Origin of the sequence: Comamonas sp. NLF-1-9 (genome assembly GCF_019195435.1) — a bacterium.
GTDB lineage: Bacteria > Pseudomonadota > Gammaproteobacteria > Burkholderiales > Burkholderiaceae_C > Comamonas_C.
The window spans coordinates 2,053,476-2,066,379 of the sequence record NZ_CP078069.1; the positions used below are offsets into that span (position 1 = coordinate 2,053,476).

General features: G+C 65.2%; 16 protein-coding genes. All 16 read right to left on the reverse strand.

Annotation, left to right across the window (positions count from 1 at the left end; genetic code table 11):
- Positions 1–14: 14 nt before the first annotated feature.
- Positions 15–614: a hypothetical protein gene (locus KUD94_RS09810; protein WP_218237042.1), complete on the reverse strand. Its 600-nt coding sequence runs from the start codon at positions 612–614 to the stop codon at positions 15–17.
- The gene (gene gspM / locus KUD94_RS09815) at positions 611–1,177 is read right to left on the reverse strand and encodes a type II secretion system protein GspM (RefSeq protein WP_218237043.1); all 567 of its coding nucleotides are present in this window, start codon (positions 1,175–1,177) and stop codon (positions 611–613) included. The genes KUD94_RS09810 and gspM overlap by 4 nt, the downstream gene beginning before the upstream one ends.
- Complete coding sequence (locus KUD94_RS09820; protein WP_218237044.1) at positions 1,174–2,322, reverse strand: PilN domain-containing protein; 1,149 nt, start codon at positions 2,320–2,322, stop codon at positions 1,174–1,176. The genes gspM and KUD94_RS09820 overlap by 4 nt, the downstream gene beginning before the upstream one ends.
- Positions 2,315–3,190, reverse strand: coding sequence for a type II secretion system protein GspK (locus KUD94_RS09825; RefSeq protein WP_218237045.1), 876 nt, complete (start codon positions 3,188–3,190; stop codon positions 2,315–2,317). Before KUD94_RS09825 ends, KUD94_RS09820 begins: the two co-directional genes overlap by 8 nt.
- The gene (locus KUD94_RS09830; protein ID WP_218237046.1) at positions 3,187–3,858 is read right to left on the reverse strand and encodes a prepilin-type N-terminal cleavage/methylation domain-containing protein; all 672 of its coding nucleotides are present in this window, start codon (positions 3,856–3,858) and stop codon (positions 3,187–3,189) included. The genes KUD94_RS09825 and KUD94_RS09830 overlap by 4 nt, the downstream gene beginning before the upstream one ends.
- Positions 3,855–4,253: a prepilin-type N-terminal cleavage/methylation domain-containing protein gene (locus KUD94_RS09835; RefSeq protein WP_218239259.1), complete on the reverse strand. Its 399-nt coding sequence runs from the start codon at positions 4,251–4,253 to the stop codon at positions 3,855–3,857. Before KUD94_RS09835 ends, KUD94_RS09830 begins: the two co-directional genes overlap by 4 nt.
- A 20-nt stretch (positions 4,254–4,273) precedes the next feature.
- Positions 4,274–4,696, reverse strand: coding sequence for a GspH/FimT family protein (locus KUD94_RS09840; protein WP_255568704.1), 423 nt, complete (start codon positions 4,694–4,696; stop codon positions 4,274–4,276).
- 49 nt (positions 4,697–4,745) lie between these two features.
- Positions 4,746–5,231 (reverse strand): type II secretion system major pseudopilin GspG, encoded by a 486-nt coding sequence (gene gspG / locus KUD94_RS09845; protein WP_218237047.1) that lies wholly within the window; start codon positions 5,229–5,231, stop codon positions 4,746–4,748.
- Positions 5,215–6,462 carry a type II secretion system F family protein gene (locus KUD94_RS09850; protein WP_218237048.1) on the reverse strand — a complete coding sequence of 416 codons (1,248 nt, stop codon included), beginning with the start codon at positions 6,460–6,462 and terminating at the stop codon, positions 5,215–5,217. Before KUD94_RS09850 ends, gspG begins: the two co-directional genes overlap by 17 nt.
- A complete protein-coding gene (locus tag KUD94_RS09855; protein WP_218237049.1) occupies positions 6,455–8,155 on the reverse strand; it encodes a GspE/PulE family protein in 1,701 nt (566 codons plus the stop codon). The genes KUD94_RS09850 and KUD94_RS09855 overlap by 8 nt, the downstream gene beginning before the upstream one ends.
- 227 nt (positions 8,156–8,382) lie before the next feature.
- A complete protein-coding gene (locus KUD94_RS09860) occupies positions 8,383–9,297 on the reverse strand; it encodes a glycosyltransferase family 2 protein (RefSeq protein ID WP_255568705.1) in 915 nt (304 codons plus the stop codon).
- Positions 9,294–10,430 carry a DUF1972 domain-containing protein gene (locus tag KUD94_RS09865; RefSeq protein WP_218237050.1) on the reverse strand — a complete coding sequence of 379 codons (1,137 nt, stop codon included), beginning with the start codon at positions 10,428–10,430 and terminating at the stop codon, positions 9,294–9,296. Before KUD94_RS09865 ends, KUD94_RS09860 begins: the two co-directional genes overlap by 4 nt.
- A 157-nt stretch (positions 10,431–10,587) precedes the next feature.
- Positions 10,588–11,184 (reverse strand): dTDP-4-dehydrorhamnose 3,5-epimerase, encoded by a 597-nt coding sequence (gene rfbC / locus KUD94_RS09870; protein WP_218237051.1) that lies wholly within the window; start codon positions 11,182–11,184, stop codon positions 10,588–10,590.
- Between the two features lie 90 nt (positions 11,185–11,274).
- Positions 11,275–12,186, reverse strand: coding sequence for a glucose-1-phosphate thymidylyltransferase RfbA (gene rfbA / locus KUD94_RS09875; RefSeq protein WP_218237052.1), 912 nt, complete (start codon positions 12,184–12,186; stop codon positions 11,275–11,277).
- A gap of 21 nt (positions 12,187–12,207) precedes the next feature.
- Positions 12,208–12,603: a type II toxin-antitoxin system VapC family toxin gene (locus tag KUD94_RS09880; protein ID WP_218237053.1), complete on the reverse strand. Its 396-nt coding sequence runs from the start codon at positions 12,601–12,603 to the stop codon at positions 12,208–12,210.
- Positions 12,600–12,842, reverse strand: a complete 243-nt coding sequence (locus KUD94_RS09885) for an Arc family DNA-binding protein (protein WP_218237054.1) — start codon at positions 12,840–12,842, stop codon at positions 12,600–12,602. Before KUD94_RS09885 ends, KUD94_RS09880 begins: the two co-directional genes overlap by 4 nt.
- Between the last annotated feature and the right edge of the window lie 62 nt (positions 12,843–12,904).

Genomic DNA, 12,904 nt, shown 5'->3' on the forward strand with positions numbered 1-12,904 from the left:
GCGGGCTTGGAGGGTCAAGTCCCGTTCGCGGACGCAGGACTCGAAGCTCTGGAGCCGGCGGGTGCGCCCGGATTCGGATGGGTCGGCGCTCGGGGCGCGCCCGCAGGTCGCGGCACGCCGGGAGCGGCGCGGGCGGCTGTCAGGTCGGCCCGCTTGAGCGGCAGTTCACGCGTTTGTGCACCGCTCTTGAATACGGCGGCGCGCTCGGTCACGGCGTGCAGTTGCCAGCCATTGAAGTCTTCGTTCAATCGCACTCGACGGCTTTGGCCGCCCGCGCGAACGATGACACCACGCAGCGCGCCCGATTCGAAGATGCCCAGCACCTGCGCGTCGCCCAGGGTATCGACCACCGGAGCCACGACGGCGGGCGCCGGAGCGCGGCGGCGCGAGGGAGAAAACAGCGGCCGATCGAGCATGGCGGCGTACGCGCTGCCCGGCACCGGCGCGGGCGTGGGCAAGGCGGGTACGGTCTGGCTGTAGTCGGGCGCTATCGCCGCAGGCGGGCTCCAGTGGATGTTGCGCCACTGTCCGCGCGCATTGACCCAGAGCAGGAGCAATACCGCAACCAGGACGATGTCCAGCGCCGCCAGCGCCATCAGGGTATGGCGCTTCATGGGGTCGCCGGGGCGCCCAGGCGCCGCAGGATGAGGAAGTTGAACTGCACGGACAGCCGCTGGGGGTTTTGCTCTGCTGCGCCCTGCGCCTGGATGTCCAGCGTGTCCAGCAGTACGGCGGGAACCTGCTCGGCAAGAGCGGCCAGCGCGCCGCGCAGGGCGACGATGTCGCCTTCTGCACGTACGGACAGGGGAATGCGCTCGAGCCGGCCCTCCTCCTTGGAAGGCAGGACCTGATTGCTGGAGATGGTCATGCCCGCGCCTGCCAGCAGGCCGCGCACGCGCTGCTGCACTTCGTTGCCGATCTGGTTGGCCTCCTGGTCCGGGCCGTGGGTGTAGAGAGACTCCAGTTCGCCTGCGCGCGCGGAGGCGGATGCAAGCGCCGCAGCGCTTTCCTTGAGCCCCGCGAGCCGGGCATGGCGCGGCTCTATGGTGTCCGCCAACTGGGACTGCACCCATTGATGCTTCTGGAATACATAGACGGCCCCGGCCGCCACGACACCGAGGGCGCAGACCAGGGTGATCGCCGGCAGCAGGATGTCGCTGTGCAGGCGCAGCTTCACAGGGCCCCCGGCATACGCGATGGCGCGGCATGCGCAAGCTGACCCTGCGCCGCTGCGGCAGTCGAGCGCGCGTGCGCCTTGGGCGACTGCGCTGCCAGCGAATACACGGCCGGGTCCAGTTGCAGCTCGATGCGAAAGTTTTCTGCGTTAGCACCGGGAGCGCGCGTGGCCGCCATGGGTGCGCGCACGTCCGCAAACCCCGGCACCGCGCCGAGCGTCTGCATGAGCGCCGCCGAATCTGCAGTGAGCCCGTGCAGGCTCAGCTTCATTCCGCGTATCTGCACGCTCTGCAAGTAGGTGCTGTCGGGCAACACCTTGCTCAAGGTCGCGAGCAGCGGCAGGACGTCGGCATGCGCGGCGAGGATGCCGTGCAGGGCTTGCAGGCGCTCGGCCGCGTGCGTCAGGGCTTCACGCTGGGCAACGATGGGGGCAGTCTCACGCTGAAGGGCCTGAAACGAAGCCAGGGCGTCGATGGCGCGCGCGCGCAGTTGCAGCGTCGGAGTAATCGCGATCGCAGACGCCAGGATCAAGGCGCCGATGGCCAGCGCGCCGGCCCAGCGCAGGTAGCGCCCCGCCTTGCGTTGCCGCAAGCCTTCACCCCAGCCGGGCAGGACGATGGGCTGGCCGTTGTCGGCAAACGTCCACGCCTCCACCGCCTCCACCGCCTGCACAGGCTGCGGCTGCGAGCCCAAGCGTTGCTGCAGATGGCGTTCGAGCTGCTTGCGCGAGGCCAAGGCAAGTTCGATGTTCTGGCTGCGCCCTCTGGCTCTGCCCGTCACCGCATGGCCCCAGACCAGATCGTCGGGCGGAAACGGGCTGGCCGAGGCGGCCTCGACCTGCAGCGCCTGCGCAATGGTGTCGGGGGGCATGTCGGGCAAGACCAGACGCCTGCGCAGAAGCAGCTCTTCATCGACTTCCACGGCGAGGAATGGGCTCGCGGCGCTGCGCGCGTCGGCGGGGCTCAGATGAGCGCCATTGCTCAATGCAAGCTGCCCGTCGGCGCGCAGCACACGCACCGGCAGTTGCGGGGCCAGCCACGCAAAGGCCGGGCCCTTGAGCAACGCATGCCACGCATCGCGGTAGACACGGCCTGCCCGGCGCAGGTCCAGACCGAACAGGCTGAGGGAGTTTGAAGATTCAGTCACGGAAATCAGCCCCCTCCACTGAGGAGGTATCCAGCCAAAGTTGACTACCCAACGGTTGCCAAGGCAGGCCTGTGCGCCGATCGGGCGTCAGTTCGACAAACAACACGAAGGTGCCCGCCGACCCGTCGGCCAGCGGCACCACGGCCTGCATTCGATAACGGGACCCCACAGAATTGTCGATGAATTCTGCGCGCAGATTGCTGGTATTCATGAGCGCCCCATCGCGCTGGCGCGCCAGAGACAGTGCTTGCCCTTGCCGTATGTCACCACCCGCCAGAACCGACAACAAGCCCGCCGGCGCGGCCTGCGGATTGATCTTGCCCGTTCCCTGAGCGTCTGCGACCAGGTAGCCGCGCAGTCTAGCATAGAGGTCGTAGCTGACCCCGGGGATGAGCATGAGATCTTCGGGCGCCTCGAAGCGCAGCGGCCGCCCGGCCGGGTCTGGCGAGTTGCGTGCCTCGACCGTCGCCTGCGCCAACGCTGCCGCGCTGCGCGGATCGAGCTGGCCCACGATCTCGTACACCTGAGCCAAGAGCTGCGGCGACGCCCGGTTGAGGTCCACATAGCCGTTGAGCGAGCTTGCCTGGACAAGCATCTGCGTGCCAGCGAACGAAACCATGCTACGCAGCAATGGCGGTCGGGCCGCGTTGCGCTGCTGCGCCATTTCCTGCAACACCAGCGTGATGGCGGCCTCGCCGGCAGCCTGCACCTGCAGCAGGCGCTGGTCGGCGGCAGTGACCCGGATCTCGCTGCGTACCGTGTGCAGCATGCCCGCAACGGCGATGGCAAGCGCCGCCACGATCCAGAGCACGGCAACGAGGGCGACGCCGCAGCGCGCAGCGCGTGTCATGGAGCAGCGGTGGCTCATCGGCTGCCTCCGATAGTGAAGCGGCTGCCGCTGGATTCGCTGTTTGCCAGCAGGCGCATGGGTATGACCCACAGGGGCCAGTCGCCCGCACTTGTGGCCAGCTCGATGCGCATGCGCGCCGGCAGGCTGTCGCTGCGCTGCCACTCACTGACCCAGACCGGAACCGGATGCCGGGCGTCTTCGTAGGACAGGCGAAAACCGGTGACACCGCGAACCAGGAGATGGCGCTGCGCCTGCGACCAGTCGCCGCTTTCGCTCGCGCCGTCCCATGGCGCCATCCACAAGGTCAGATCCTGGCTCTGGGGCGTGCCCTGCAGTGCCAGCCGAAACAGGGTGCGCCCGCCCATGCCGACGCGCGCGGGCATTACGCCGACCCAGACGAGTTCCTGCGGCCTGGCAAGAAACAGGTAGGGGCTTTCCCCGGCTTTTTGCACGCCTGCGCGCCTGCGCCCGGAGATCCGGCCGGCCGTCGCCTCCAGCAGGGAGGTTGCAATACGAAAGTCTTCCGACGTGTCCACGGTCTGATCAACGCGCTCCTGGGTTTGCGCCATGGAGCGAATGACGGAAGCCATGCCGGCGACGACCAGCGAGAGCAGGACCATGCTGACAAGCAGCTCGATCAGGGTGAAACCGGCGCTGCCAGGGCTGCGCTGCCGCCTGCGGTTCATGATGCCGGCGTCCCCGGCTGCGCTATCGGCAGGCGCTGTGGCCGCAAGGTCTGCACCTCGAGGTGGCGAGTCTGCCCCCGGTCGTTCCAGGTAATGGTCAGGTCCAGCGAATACAGGCGCAATTCACTTGCGGGGTCGGTGACCGGGCCAAAAGGCTGGCTGACCACGCGCCATTGGTAACCGCCGGCAGCGCCGCTCTCGTTCCACCCGCCTGCGGGCACGGCGTCGGTGGCCGCAAGCAGGGAGCGTGCCACAAACACAGCCTTTTGCTGGCCTTGCAACCGGCCTGCATCACGCACGCCCGCGCCCAGCGCGCGATAGAGCATGGCTACCGCAATCGCCATGATGGACAAGGCGACCAACAGCTCAAGCAGCGAGAGCCCGGAATGCCGCATGGCCGGCTGGCGAAGATGCCTCACGGCTGCATTGCTTCCTGCGAGACGCGCCCCGACAGCCAGTCCACGCGCAGGCGCGTGCCATCACCGGACGGGCGCACGACGTCCACGCTGCCGCCCGTGGCGCCGCCCGACGGGAAAAAGCGTATGCCGGACTCCTGCTGGCCGGATTCAACCGCCGCCGTGGTCACGTTGACCTGCAATGGCTCAGGGATCGTGCGCGCCTTGCCGGCATCGATCCGATAGCTTCGCCCGGCGGTGTTCACGACGAAACGTACTTCCCGACGCGAAACCAGCGCTTCCTGGCGAGCAAGGCGCAATGTGGTGAGTACGCTGCGCACGGTGTCCCTGTAATTGACGGCTTCGCGCATGCTCTGCAGCGCCACGGGCGCCAATCCGACGAGCAGCGCCGATATTGCGAGCACCACGAGCAGCTCAATCAAGGTGAAGCCGCACGCGCGGCGCCGGTGTATTCGCCGCAAGTGCGTGTCGTCAATCGACGTTGCGGATATCCGCGTTCTCGCCTTCACCGCCCGGAGCCCCATCAAGGCCGAAAGACAATATCTCTATCTTGCCGTTGCTGTTGGCATATTTGTAATTGTTTCCCCAGGGATCCTTGGGCACGGCGCCTTTGATATAGGGGCCATTCCAGCCATTAGCGCCTGCGGGTTTCTTGACCAGAGCATCCAGCCCTTCTTCCGAGCTTGGATAACGCCCGACGTCCAGACGGAACAATTCCAGCGATTTGTCCAGATCGGCAATCTGCACCGCGGCGGTTTTTGATTTGGCCCCGCCAAGCTGATTGAGAACCTTGGGCCCGACCAGGCCGGCGAGCATGGTCAGGATGGCCAGCACGACGAGCAATTCGATCAGCGTGAAACCCTTTTTGAATCGGCTACGTGAACAGCTGTTGCGCGGCGGGCTGAATGCTGCCTGGTTGTTTGCGGCAGGAGAGTGTTGGTTATGCAGCGAGGTCATTGATGGACAGTATGCCTAGGAGAATGGAAACGATGATGGCGCCGATCAGTATGCCAAGTACCAGAATCAACACGGGCTCCAGCAGGGCGAGCAGCCGTTTGATGCCGGTTTCGACTTCGCGATTGAGAACGTTCGCCAGCTCCAGCATCAGCGGGCCCATGTTGCCGGTTTCTTCGCCCACTCTGATGAGGCTGACCGCCAGAGGTTCAAAGATGCCTGCGGCGGCGACAGCCTGTACCATTTTCCCGCCTCCTTTGACGACCGGGCCGAGCTTGCTCAAGGCGTCACGGACCACCACGTTGCCGACGGTCTCGCTGGCTATGTGAAGCGCGACGAGCACGGATACCCCGTTGGTCAGCAAGGTGCCGAGAGAGCGGGAGAACAAGGTGAGCTGATACCTGAGCGTGAGTTGCCCGAGGATGGGAAGCCGAAGCATCCGTGTCTGCAACCAACGCCGCCCTGGCGCAGTGCGGGCCCAGCGTCGAACAAGGACGGCGAAGACCACGGCCAGCGCGCCGAGAACGAGTCCGTACTGCGTGAACACCTGGCCCAAACCCATGACCATACGGGTTGGCAAGGGCAGCGCATCACCCATGTCAAGAAACAGTTTTTCGAACTGGGGAACGACGAAGCCGAGCATGGCAACCAGCGACAGTACTGCCACGATGAGCAGGATGAGCGGATAAATGGTTGCGGAGATGATGTTGTCGCGCAGGGCTTTGCGGCTCTCCATGTGCTCCACAAGACGGTCAAACACCCCGGAGAGCTGCCCGCTGATTTCGCCGGCGTGCACCATGTTGATGTAAAAATCACCAAAGGTTTCACGGTGCGCGGCCAGCGCGCGGCTCAGCGGCGCCCCGCCCTTGACGGATTCCAGTATTTCCTGCGACAGCGCAGCAACACTGGGCTTGTGCGCCATGGAGATGAGCAGCCGCAACGCCGCGTCGAGCGCCACGCCTGAACGCAACATGATCGCAAGCTCGCTGGTGAGCGCGAGTACGTCGTCGGCGTTCACTGGGCCGCTGCGCTTGCGTCTGGGCGAGGGCGCGGCGAGCCCGGCGTCGGAGATCGTCGGGTGCCTGGACGACTCCTGGTCCGCCGGTTCGAGCTGCAAGGGCGTGAGCCCCTGCTCGCGCAGGCGCCGCAGCGCTGCGGCGCTGCTGGGCGCACCGAAGCGGCCTTGCTCGATTTTCCCGGCGGCGTTGGCCGCTCTCCAGACGAAATCAGGCATCTGACTGGTCCTGGGTCACGCGCACGAGCTCGTCGAGCGTCGTTGTGCCGGCAGCGACCTTGCGCAGGCCGTCTTCATGCAGGCTCAGCATGCCGTCGCGCGCCGCCAGGGCTTGCAGGCTGTTCGCGTCCTTGCCGTCGATGATGGCACTGCGGATCTTCTCGCCGAGCACCAGCAATTCGTGTATGCCCGTGCGCCCCTTGTATCCGGTTTGGCGGCACTTGTCGCAGCCTACCGCCCGGTAAATCGGCTGCCCTGCGGCAAGAAAGCGAGACAGGCCGGTGCTTTCACGCACGCGCTCACCCGGGTCCCAGGGCTGCCGGCAGTCGGTGCACAGTACGCGCACCAGCCGCTGGGCCAGGACTGCGTTGACAGACGAGGTGATGAGATAGCTTGCGACACCCATGTCCTGCATGCGGGTGATTGCCCCGGCAGCGGTGTTGGTATGCAAGGTGGAAAGCACGAGGTGCCCGGTCAGCGCCGACTGAACCGCGATCTGGGCGGTTTCTCCGTCGCGTATTTCGCCAATCATGATGATGTCCGGATCCTGACGGAGAATGGATCGCAAGGCATTGGCAAAGGTCAGATTGATCTGGGGATGCACCTGTATCTGGTTGACACCCTCGAGTTGATATTCGATGGGGTCTTCCACCGTGATGATCTTGCTGTTGCTGGAGTCCAGCTCCGCGAGCGCCGCGTACAACGTTGTGGTCTTGCCCGACCCGGTCGGTCCGGTCACCAGCAGTATTCCGTAGGGCCGGGTCAAAAGCGCCTTGAAAGCCTGGGAAACGTCGCTGGCAAAGCCCATGTATTCAAGGTCGAGTTTCACGCTGGCACGGTCAAGCACCCGCATGACAACGCTCTCGCCATGAACCGTGGGCACTGAAGAAACCCGAAGATCGAGCTCCCGGCCCTTCACGCGAGTCCGGATGCGCCCGTCCTGGGGCAGACGCCGCTCCGCTATGTCCAGATGCGCCAGCAGCTTGACGCGCGAACTGACCGCCGCGGACAAGTGGGGCGGTATCAGGTCGCTTTGGTGGATGACGCCGTCCACGCGATAACGTACATGCAGGCCGTCGTCGAACGGCTCCATGTGGATATCGGACGCTCGAAGGTCAATTACGCGCCCTATGATGGTATTTACGAGCCGAATGACTGGCGCTTCGCTGGCCAAGTCTCGCAGGTGTTCGACAAAGTCGTCGCTGTCGATGGCGTTGGGGCTGCCGTCCGCGTCCACCGGGTCGGGCTCTGGGTCAGCCAGGGCTTTTTCGATGTCACTCTCCAAGCCCATGTAGGGACGGACCGTCAGGCCGGTCGCCAGACGCAGTGCCTTGAGCACGAACTCGTCCTGCGGTACCGACATGACGACGTGCATTTCGTTTTCATCGACCCGGATGGGGCAAACGGCATTGGTCTTCAGGAAATCGGCGGAAAGCCCTTCAATGTCGGTCACGGGGTTGCCCATGTCCTCGGACGTTGCCAGCGGAACGTTCAGCTGCAGCGCAACCGCCTGAGCGACATCCGATTCCGAGACCACGCCGAGACGGACCAGCACCTGCCCAAGCATGCCGCCCATTTCCTGCTGTGCCGACAGGGCGCGCTGCAGGTCCATGGCGCCGACTTTTTGCCGCTCAAGCAGGATCTCGCCGAGCATGCGGTGCGGTTTGCGTTCCTGGGTGCTGCTTGTGTTCATTCGGGGCAACCTCCGGCCGTTGAATGCGGTAGTCCGGGCACGAAGCGCGCCGAGGCAGGTGCGCCGGTGTTCTGGCGCATGCCTGGAGCTGCATGCGCGCACCAGGTTCGCAGGAGCGGCGATGGCGCGCGCTCGTTCCGGGTATGGCCCCCAAGGCGGCAGCCCGGCGCAGTGTGGAACGCGCGACGCGCGGGGGACTTTTTCAGCGTTTCCTTGGTCATTTGAACTTACCTGTTGCCCGGATGCACCAGGGCACCGGAGCGGCCCTGCCAGCCGTGCTGCAGGCCCAGCATCCACATCTTCAGATAGCGCCAACGGCCCGGTACCAGGGTAGAAAACACGAGAAACCGCTTGAGCTGGCGCCATCCCATGCTTATGCATTCGCCCCGGCGCACATGGCCCGCACGGAGCAGCAACACGAAATTGCGCGATTGATAGTAATGCCGCCACGGAGCATGACGAGGAATTTCACGTCCGAAAACCCGCGCCAGCTGATCACCCAGCCTATGCTCGAGCCGGGCAGCGCACACACCGTAGAGGAGCCAGCCGGCCCTTCGAGCACGCAAGCACCACTCGGTATCGACCCAGTCGATAAAGAAGTCCTCGCGCATCGCGCCAACCTTTTGCAATACCACGGCAGGAATCAGACAGCCGGAGGCAATCAGATGGTCGGTCTCCCACACTCGCGTCTCGTCCGAGCAGGGCAGCCACTGCAGTCGGGTTCCGATTACCTTGCTGAAGGGCGTGCGCTCACGCTCGCGACGCGTATCGAGGTGGCGTGCGCCCGCCGCACCGGCGCGTGGGTGAGCGGCCAGCGCACGGTGCAGCTGCGACACCATGTCCGGCGCCGGCAAGCTGTCGTCGTCCATCAGCAGTACATGGCTCGCGCCCGTTGCCAGGGCATGCTCGATGCCGCGGTTCTGCGCCGCGCCCACTCCGACGTTCTCCGCCAGCCAGATGGCGTGCAGACGCTCGGGGGGCCACCGGTTCCGCAGCGAACGCAGCGCAGGAGGCGAAGCATTGTCTACCCACACGATGGCGTCGACCTGCGGCAACAGGCGCTCAAACTGAAGCGCCAGACGCTCCGGGTCGCTGCGACACGACACCACGACCGCGCATATCCGGCGGTGCTCCATGCTCATCGGGAAGCCTCGCTGCGTCGCGCCCGATCGATGTCGGAATGCATGAGTGCTTCGTACTGCTTGACGATACGGTCCCAAGAATAGTCCTCGATCACGATGTTGCGCGCGCGCCTGGACGCGGCGCGCCGGGCTTGCGCCGACAGCTTGTGCACGGCGCTCAATGCGCGCGCGAGTTGCGCCGGCGTGTGAAAGTACTGCGCGGCATCTCGAGCAACCTCCCGGTTGAACGGGTTGTCGTGGGCGACGACCAGGTTGCCGCAGGCCAGCGCTTCGAGCAGCGAAGGATTGGTTCCCCCGACCGAATGGCCGTGCACATGGCAGGCAGCGCCGAGACGCAGGTTGGTCAATGCGCGCGCGTCGTACACCGGCCCGACAAAGCGCACCTTGTCGCCCGCAAGTGCGCGCAGGCGCTGCTGATACGCGGATGACGCCTGCTGAACGTCTCCAACGATCACCAGTGGCCAGTCCCCCGCCCAGGAGGCATGTCCCTGCACAATTTCGAGCAAATGGTTTTCCGGCTCCGCACGCGCAACGACAAGAACATACTGGCCCGCGCACAGCCCCCAGGAAGACAGATCAAGAGTGGGCGGCGTTGAGGTCACGGGCACATCCGCTCCATAGGCGATGAAACTGCAGGGCGACCCCCGCGGATAGCGGCGCGCATAGTGTTCGGCGATGGCTTGGGCATCGGCCAGCACCCGTGTGGGCGCCCACGAAGAAACCCACTCCATGGTACGCAGATAGAGGCGCGCCATTCGTCCCCATTTGCTGCGTGCCCATTCAAGACCGTCAACGTTCAACCAGACCGTCTGCCCGTGGACGCGGCGATTCCACCAGCAAGCCCAGGCAGCTCCATATCCGAGCATGTAGATCAGGTCATAGCCTGCGCGCGCGTCGCGCAGGCATCGGCAGTCGTAGCCGATCACCGAAGCGGCACCCCAACGCGGCCGCTGTATGTGGCGTATGCGTACCCCGTGATACCAGGTGTCTTGCAGACCAGCGCTGTCAGCTTCGGCATAGACCGTCACCTGCATGCCACGCTGCACCAGGCGTGTGGCCAGTTGCTCGGCGAAAGTCTCGAAACCGCCGTAACTTGCCGGTATGCCGCGCGTGCCCAGGATTGCAATGTGCATGGGAAGTAGGCGCGGTGATGCCGACGACACTGCAGGGTATTGGTGGGCGGCTCGAAAAGCGGCCCACAATGCAAAAGACAGGAGTGTAAGCCAAGGGTCGCACGCTCCCCGCACACGGCCGCGCAGAACTCACGAGGACAAGTCTCGTTCAGGAGCGCTACGACGATGACTGAGCATCCTGCCGCGGCGCGTGAAAAGCCTCGTCATTCGGCAGTTGCGCCTGGGCCAGCGACACACCCTGCGAGTCCTTGCTCGAAAGCAGCGGCTCGCCCCCCACGTCGGGCCAGGCGATGGCGAGTTGCGGGTCGTTCCAGAGGATGCAGCGCTCGGCCTGCGGCGCGTAGTAGGTGGTGGTCTTGTAGAGGAAGTCGGCGGTTTCGCTCAAGACCAGAAAGCCGTGCGCCAGGCCAGGCGGGATCCAGAGCTGGTGCTGGTTGTCTTCGGACAGCTCCACGCCTACCCAGCGGCCGAAGCTGGGCGAGCCGCGGCGGATGTCGACCGCCACGTCCCAGACGCGCCCGCGCGTGACGCGCACCAGCTTGCCCTGGGCGTGCGGCGGCATCTGGTAGTGCAGGCCGCGCAGCACGCCACGGGCAGAGCGACTGTGGTTGTCCTGCACGAACTGGAAGTTGGTTCCGGTAGCCTCGTTGAAGGCCTGCTGGTTGAAGCTCTCAAAGAAGAAGCCGCGCGCGTCGCCGAAGACCTTGGGGGCGATCAGCAGCACGTCGGGGATGGCGGTAGGGGTGGCTTGCATGGGGCTTTCGCGATATTGGATTTTGGCTACTTCCCCCTCTGGGGGAAGGCGGGGATGGGGGCCGGTTTGCTCTGCCAGCGCCGTCCGCCCCTACCCCTGCCCTCCCCCAGAGGGGGAGGGAGTTGAAGCGCCATACAACCCGCGCAGATACTGCCCGTAGCCGTTCTTGAGCAGCGGCTGGGCCAGTGCTTCAAGCTGGGCCGAGTCGATCCAGCGCTGGCGCCAGGCGATTTCTTCGGGGCAGGCGACCTTCAGGCCCTGGCGGCGCTCGATGGTGGCGATGAATTGGCTGGCTTCGAGCAGGCTCTCGTGCGTGCCGGTATCGAGCCAGGCATAGCCCCGGCCCATGGGCTGCACGGAAAGCTGCCCCCGATCGAGGTAGAGCCGGTTGAGGTCGGTGATCTCCAGCTCGCCCCGGGCCGAGGGCTTGAGGCTTTTGGCCAGGTCAACGACTTGCGCGTCGTAGAAGTACAGGCCGGTGACGGCGTAGTTGGATTTGGGCGCCCTGGGCTTTTCCTCGATCGAGAGCACGCGGCCGGCGGCGTCGAACTCGGCCACGCCGTAGCGCTCGGGGTCTTGCACGTGGTAGGCAAAGACGGTCGCGCCTTGCGCCGACGCGGCGGCGCGCGTGAGCAGCGGCTGCAGGTCGTGGCCGTGGAAGATGTTGTCGCCCAGCACCAGGGTGCTGGGTGCACCGGCGAGGAAGGCTTCACCGATCAGAAAGGCCTGCGCCAGGCCGTCGGGGCTTTCCTGCACGGCGTAGTGCAGCGACAGGCCCCACTGGCTGCCGTCGCCCAGCAACTGCGCAAAGCGCGGCGTGTCCTGGGGGGTGCTGATGATGAGGATTTCGCGTATACCCGCGAGCATCAGGGTGCTGAGCGGGTAATAGATCATGGGCTTGTCGTAGACCGGCAGCAGTTGCTTGCTGATCGCCAGCGTCGCCGGATGCAGCCGGGTGCCGGAGCCGCCGGCGAGGATGATGCCTTTGCGTGCGAGGGTCATGCGATGGTTCCCGGTCAACAGTCAGGCCGCCAGCACAGTGCGGGCGATATCAGGGAAGGCGCGCAGGATCTGCGCGTCCATGGTGACGAGCGGCACACCCAGTTGCTGCGCCAGAGCGACGAATTCGCAGTCGTAGGCGGAGCAGCCGCTGTGCTGCGCAAGCTGCAACACTTGGAGTGAATCCACTTCATGCTCGGCGCCCTGCATCAGTGCTTGCGCTTCGAGCTGGATGGCACTGGCCTGCTCGAACCCCAGCAGGCCGCGGCGCAGGTAGCCCGTGAGTACGTTGCGCAATTCACTGCGCCAGAGCACGGGCGCAGCCCAGTCTGGCTGGCGCTCCAGCAAGGCCTCAGCCGCGGCGGTGTGCTCACCCGGCAGATACAGATAGGCCAACACGTTGGTATCGACAACGATCATGCACGTCCTGCACGTTTGAAGGCGTCGACATCGTGGATATGGAAATGCGGCGGCAGGCCTGCGCGCAAGGCGCGCGCACGCGCAAGGCGCTGTGCAGGCGCAACGGCAGTGGGCAGGAGCACGGCTTCCAGGCAGACGATGGCTTCACTGTTCAGGCTGCGGCGGTTGGCCTGCGCCGACAGCTTGAGCCGTTCATAAACGGGCGCAGGGATGTTCTTCAGCGTCAGCGTTGCGGACATGGCGGTATGCCCTCCATTGCAATGGAACCATTTTGGTTCCATTTTAATGACGGCAGTCTTTG

Coding starts and splice junctions, on each gene's coding strand:
- KUD94_RS09810 (WP_218237042.1), bottom strand. CDS start 614: ATGAAGCGCCATACCCTGATGGCGCTGGCGGCGCTGGACATCGTCCTG.
- KUD94_RS09825 (WP_218237045.1), bottom strand. CDS start 3,190: ATGAGCCACCGCTGCTCCATGACACGCGCTGCGCGCTGCGGCGTCGCC.
- KUD94_RS09830 (WP_218237046.1), bottom strand. CDS start 3,858: ATGAACCGCAGGCGGCAGCGCAGCCCTGGCAGCGCCGGTTTCACCCTG.
- KUD94_RS09835 (WP_218239259.1), bottom strand. CDS start 4,253: ATGCGGCATTCCGGGCTCTCGCTGCTTGAGCTGTTGGTCGCCTTGTCC.
- gspG (WP_218237047.1), bottom strand. CDS start 5,231: ATGACCTCGCTGCATAACCAACACTCTCCTGCCGCAAACAACCAGGCA.
- KUD94_RS09850 (WP_218237048.1), bottom strand. CDS start 6,462: ATGCCTGATTTCGTCTGGAGAGCGGCCAACGCCGCCGGGAAAATCGAG.
- KUD94_RS09855 (WP_218237049.1), bottom strand. CDS start 8,155: ATGAACACAAGCAGCACCCAGGAACGCAAACCGCACCGCATGCTCGGC.
- KUD94_RS09860 (WP_255568705.1), bottom strand. CDS start 9,297: ATGAGCATGGAGCACCGCCGGATATGCGCGGTCGTGGTGTCGTGTCGC.
- KUD94_RS09865 (WP_218237050.1), bottom strand. CDS start 10,430: ATGCACATTGCAATCCTGGGCACGCGCGGCATACCGGCAAGTTACGGC.
- rfbC (WP_218237051.1), bottom strand. CDS start 11,184: ATGCAAGCCACCCCTACCGCCATCCCCGACGTGCTGCTGATCGCCCCC.
- rfbA (WP_218237052.1), bottom strand. CDS start 12,186: ATGACCCTCGCACGCAAAGGCATCATCCTCGCCGGCGGCTCCGGCACC.
- KUD94_RS09880 (WP_218237053.1), bottom strand. CDS start 12,603: ATGATCGTTGTCGATACCAACGTGTTGGCCTATCTGTATCTGCCGGGT.
- KUD94_RS09885 (WP_218237054.1), bottom strand. CDS start 12,842: ATGTCCGCAACGCTGACGCTGAAGAACATCCCTGCGCCCGTTTATGAA.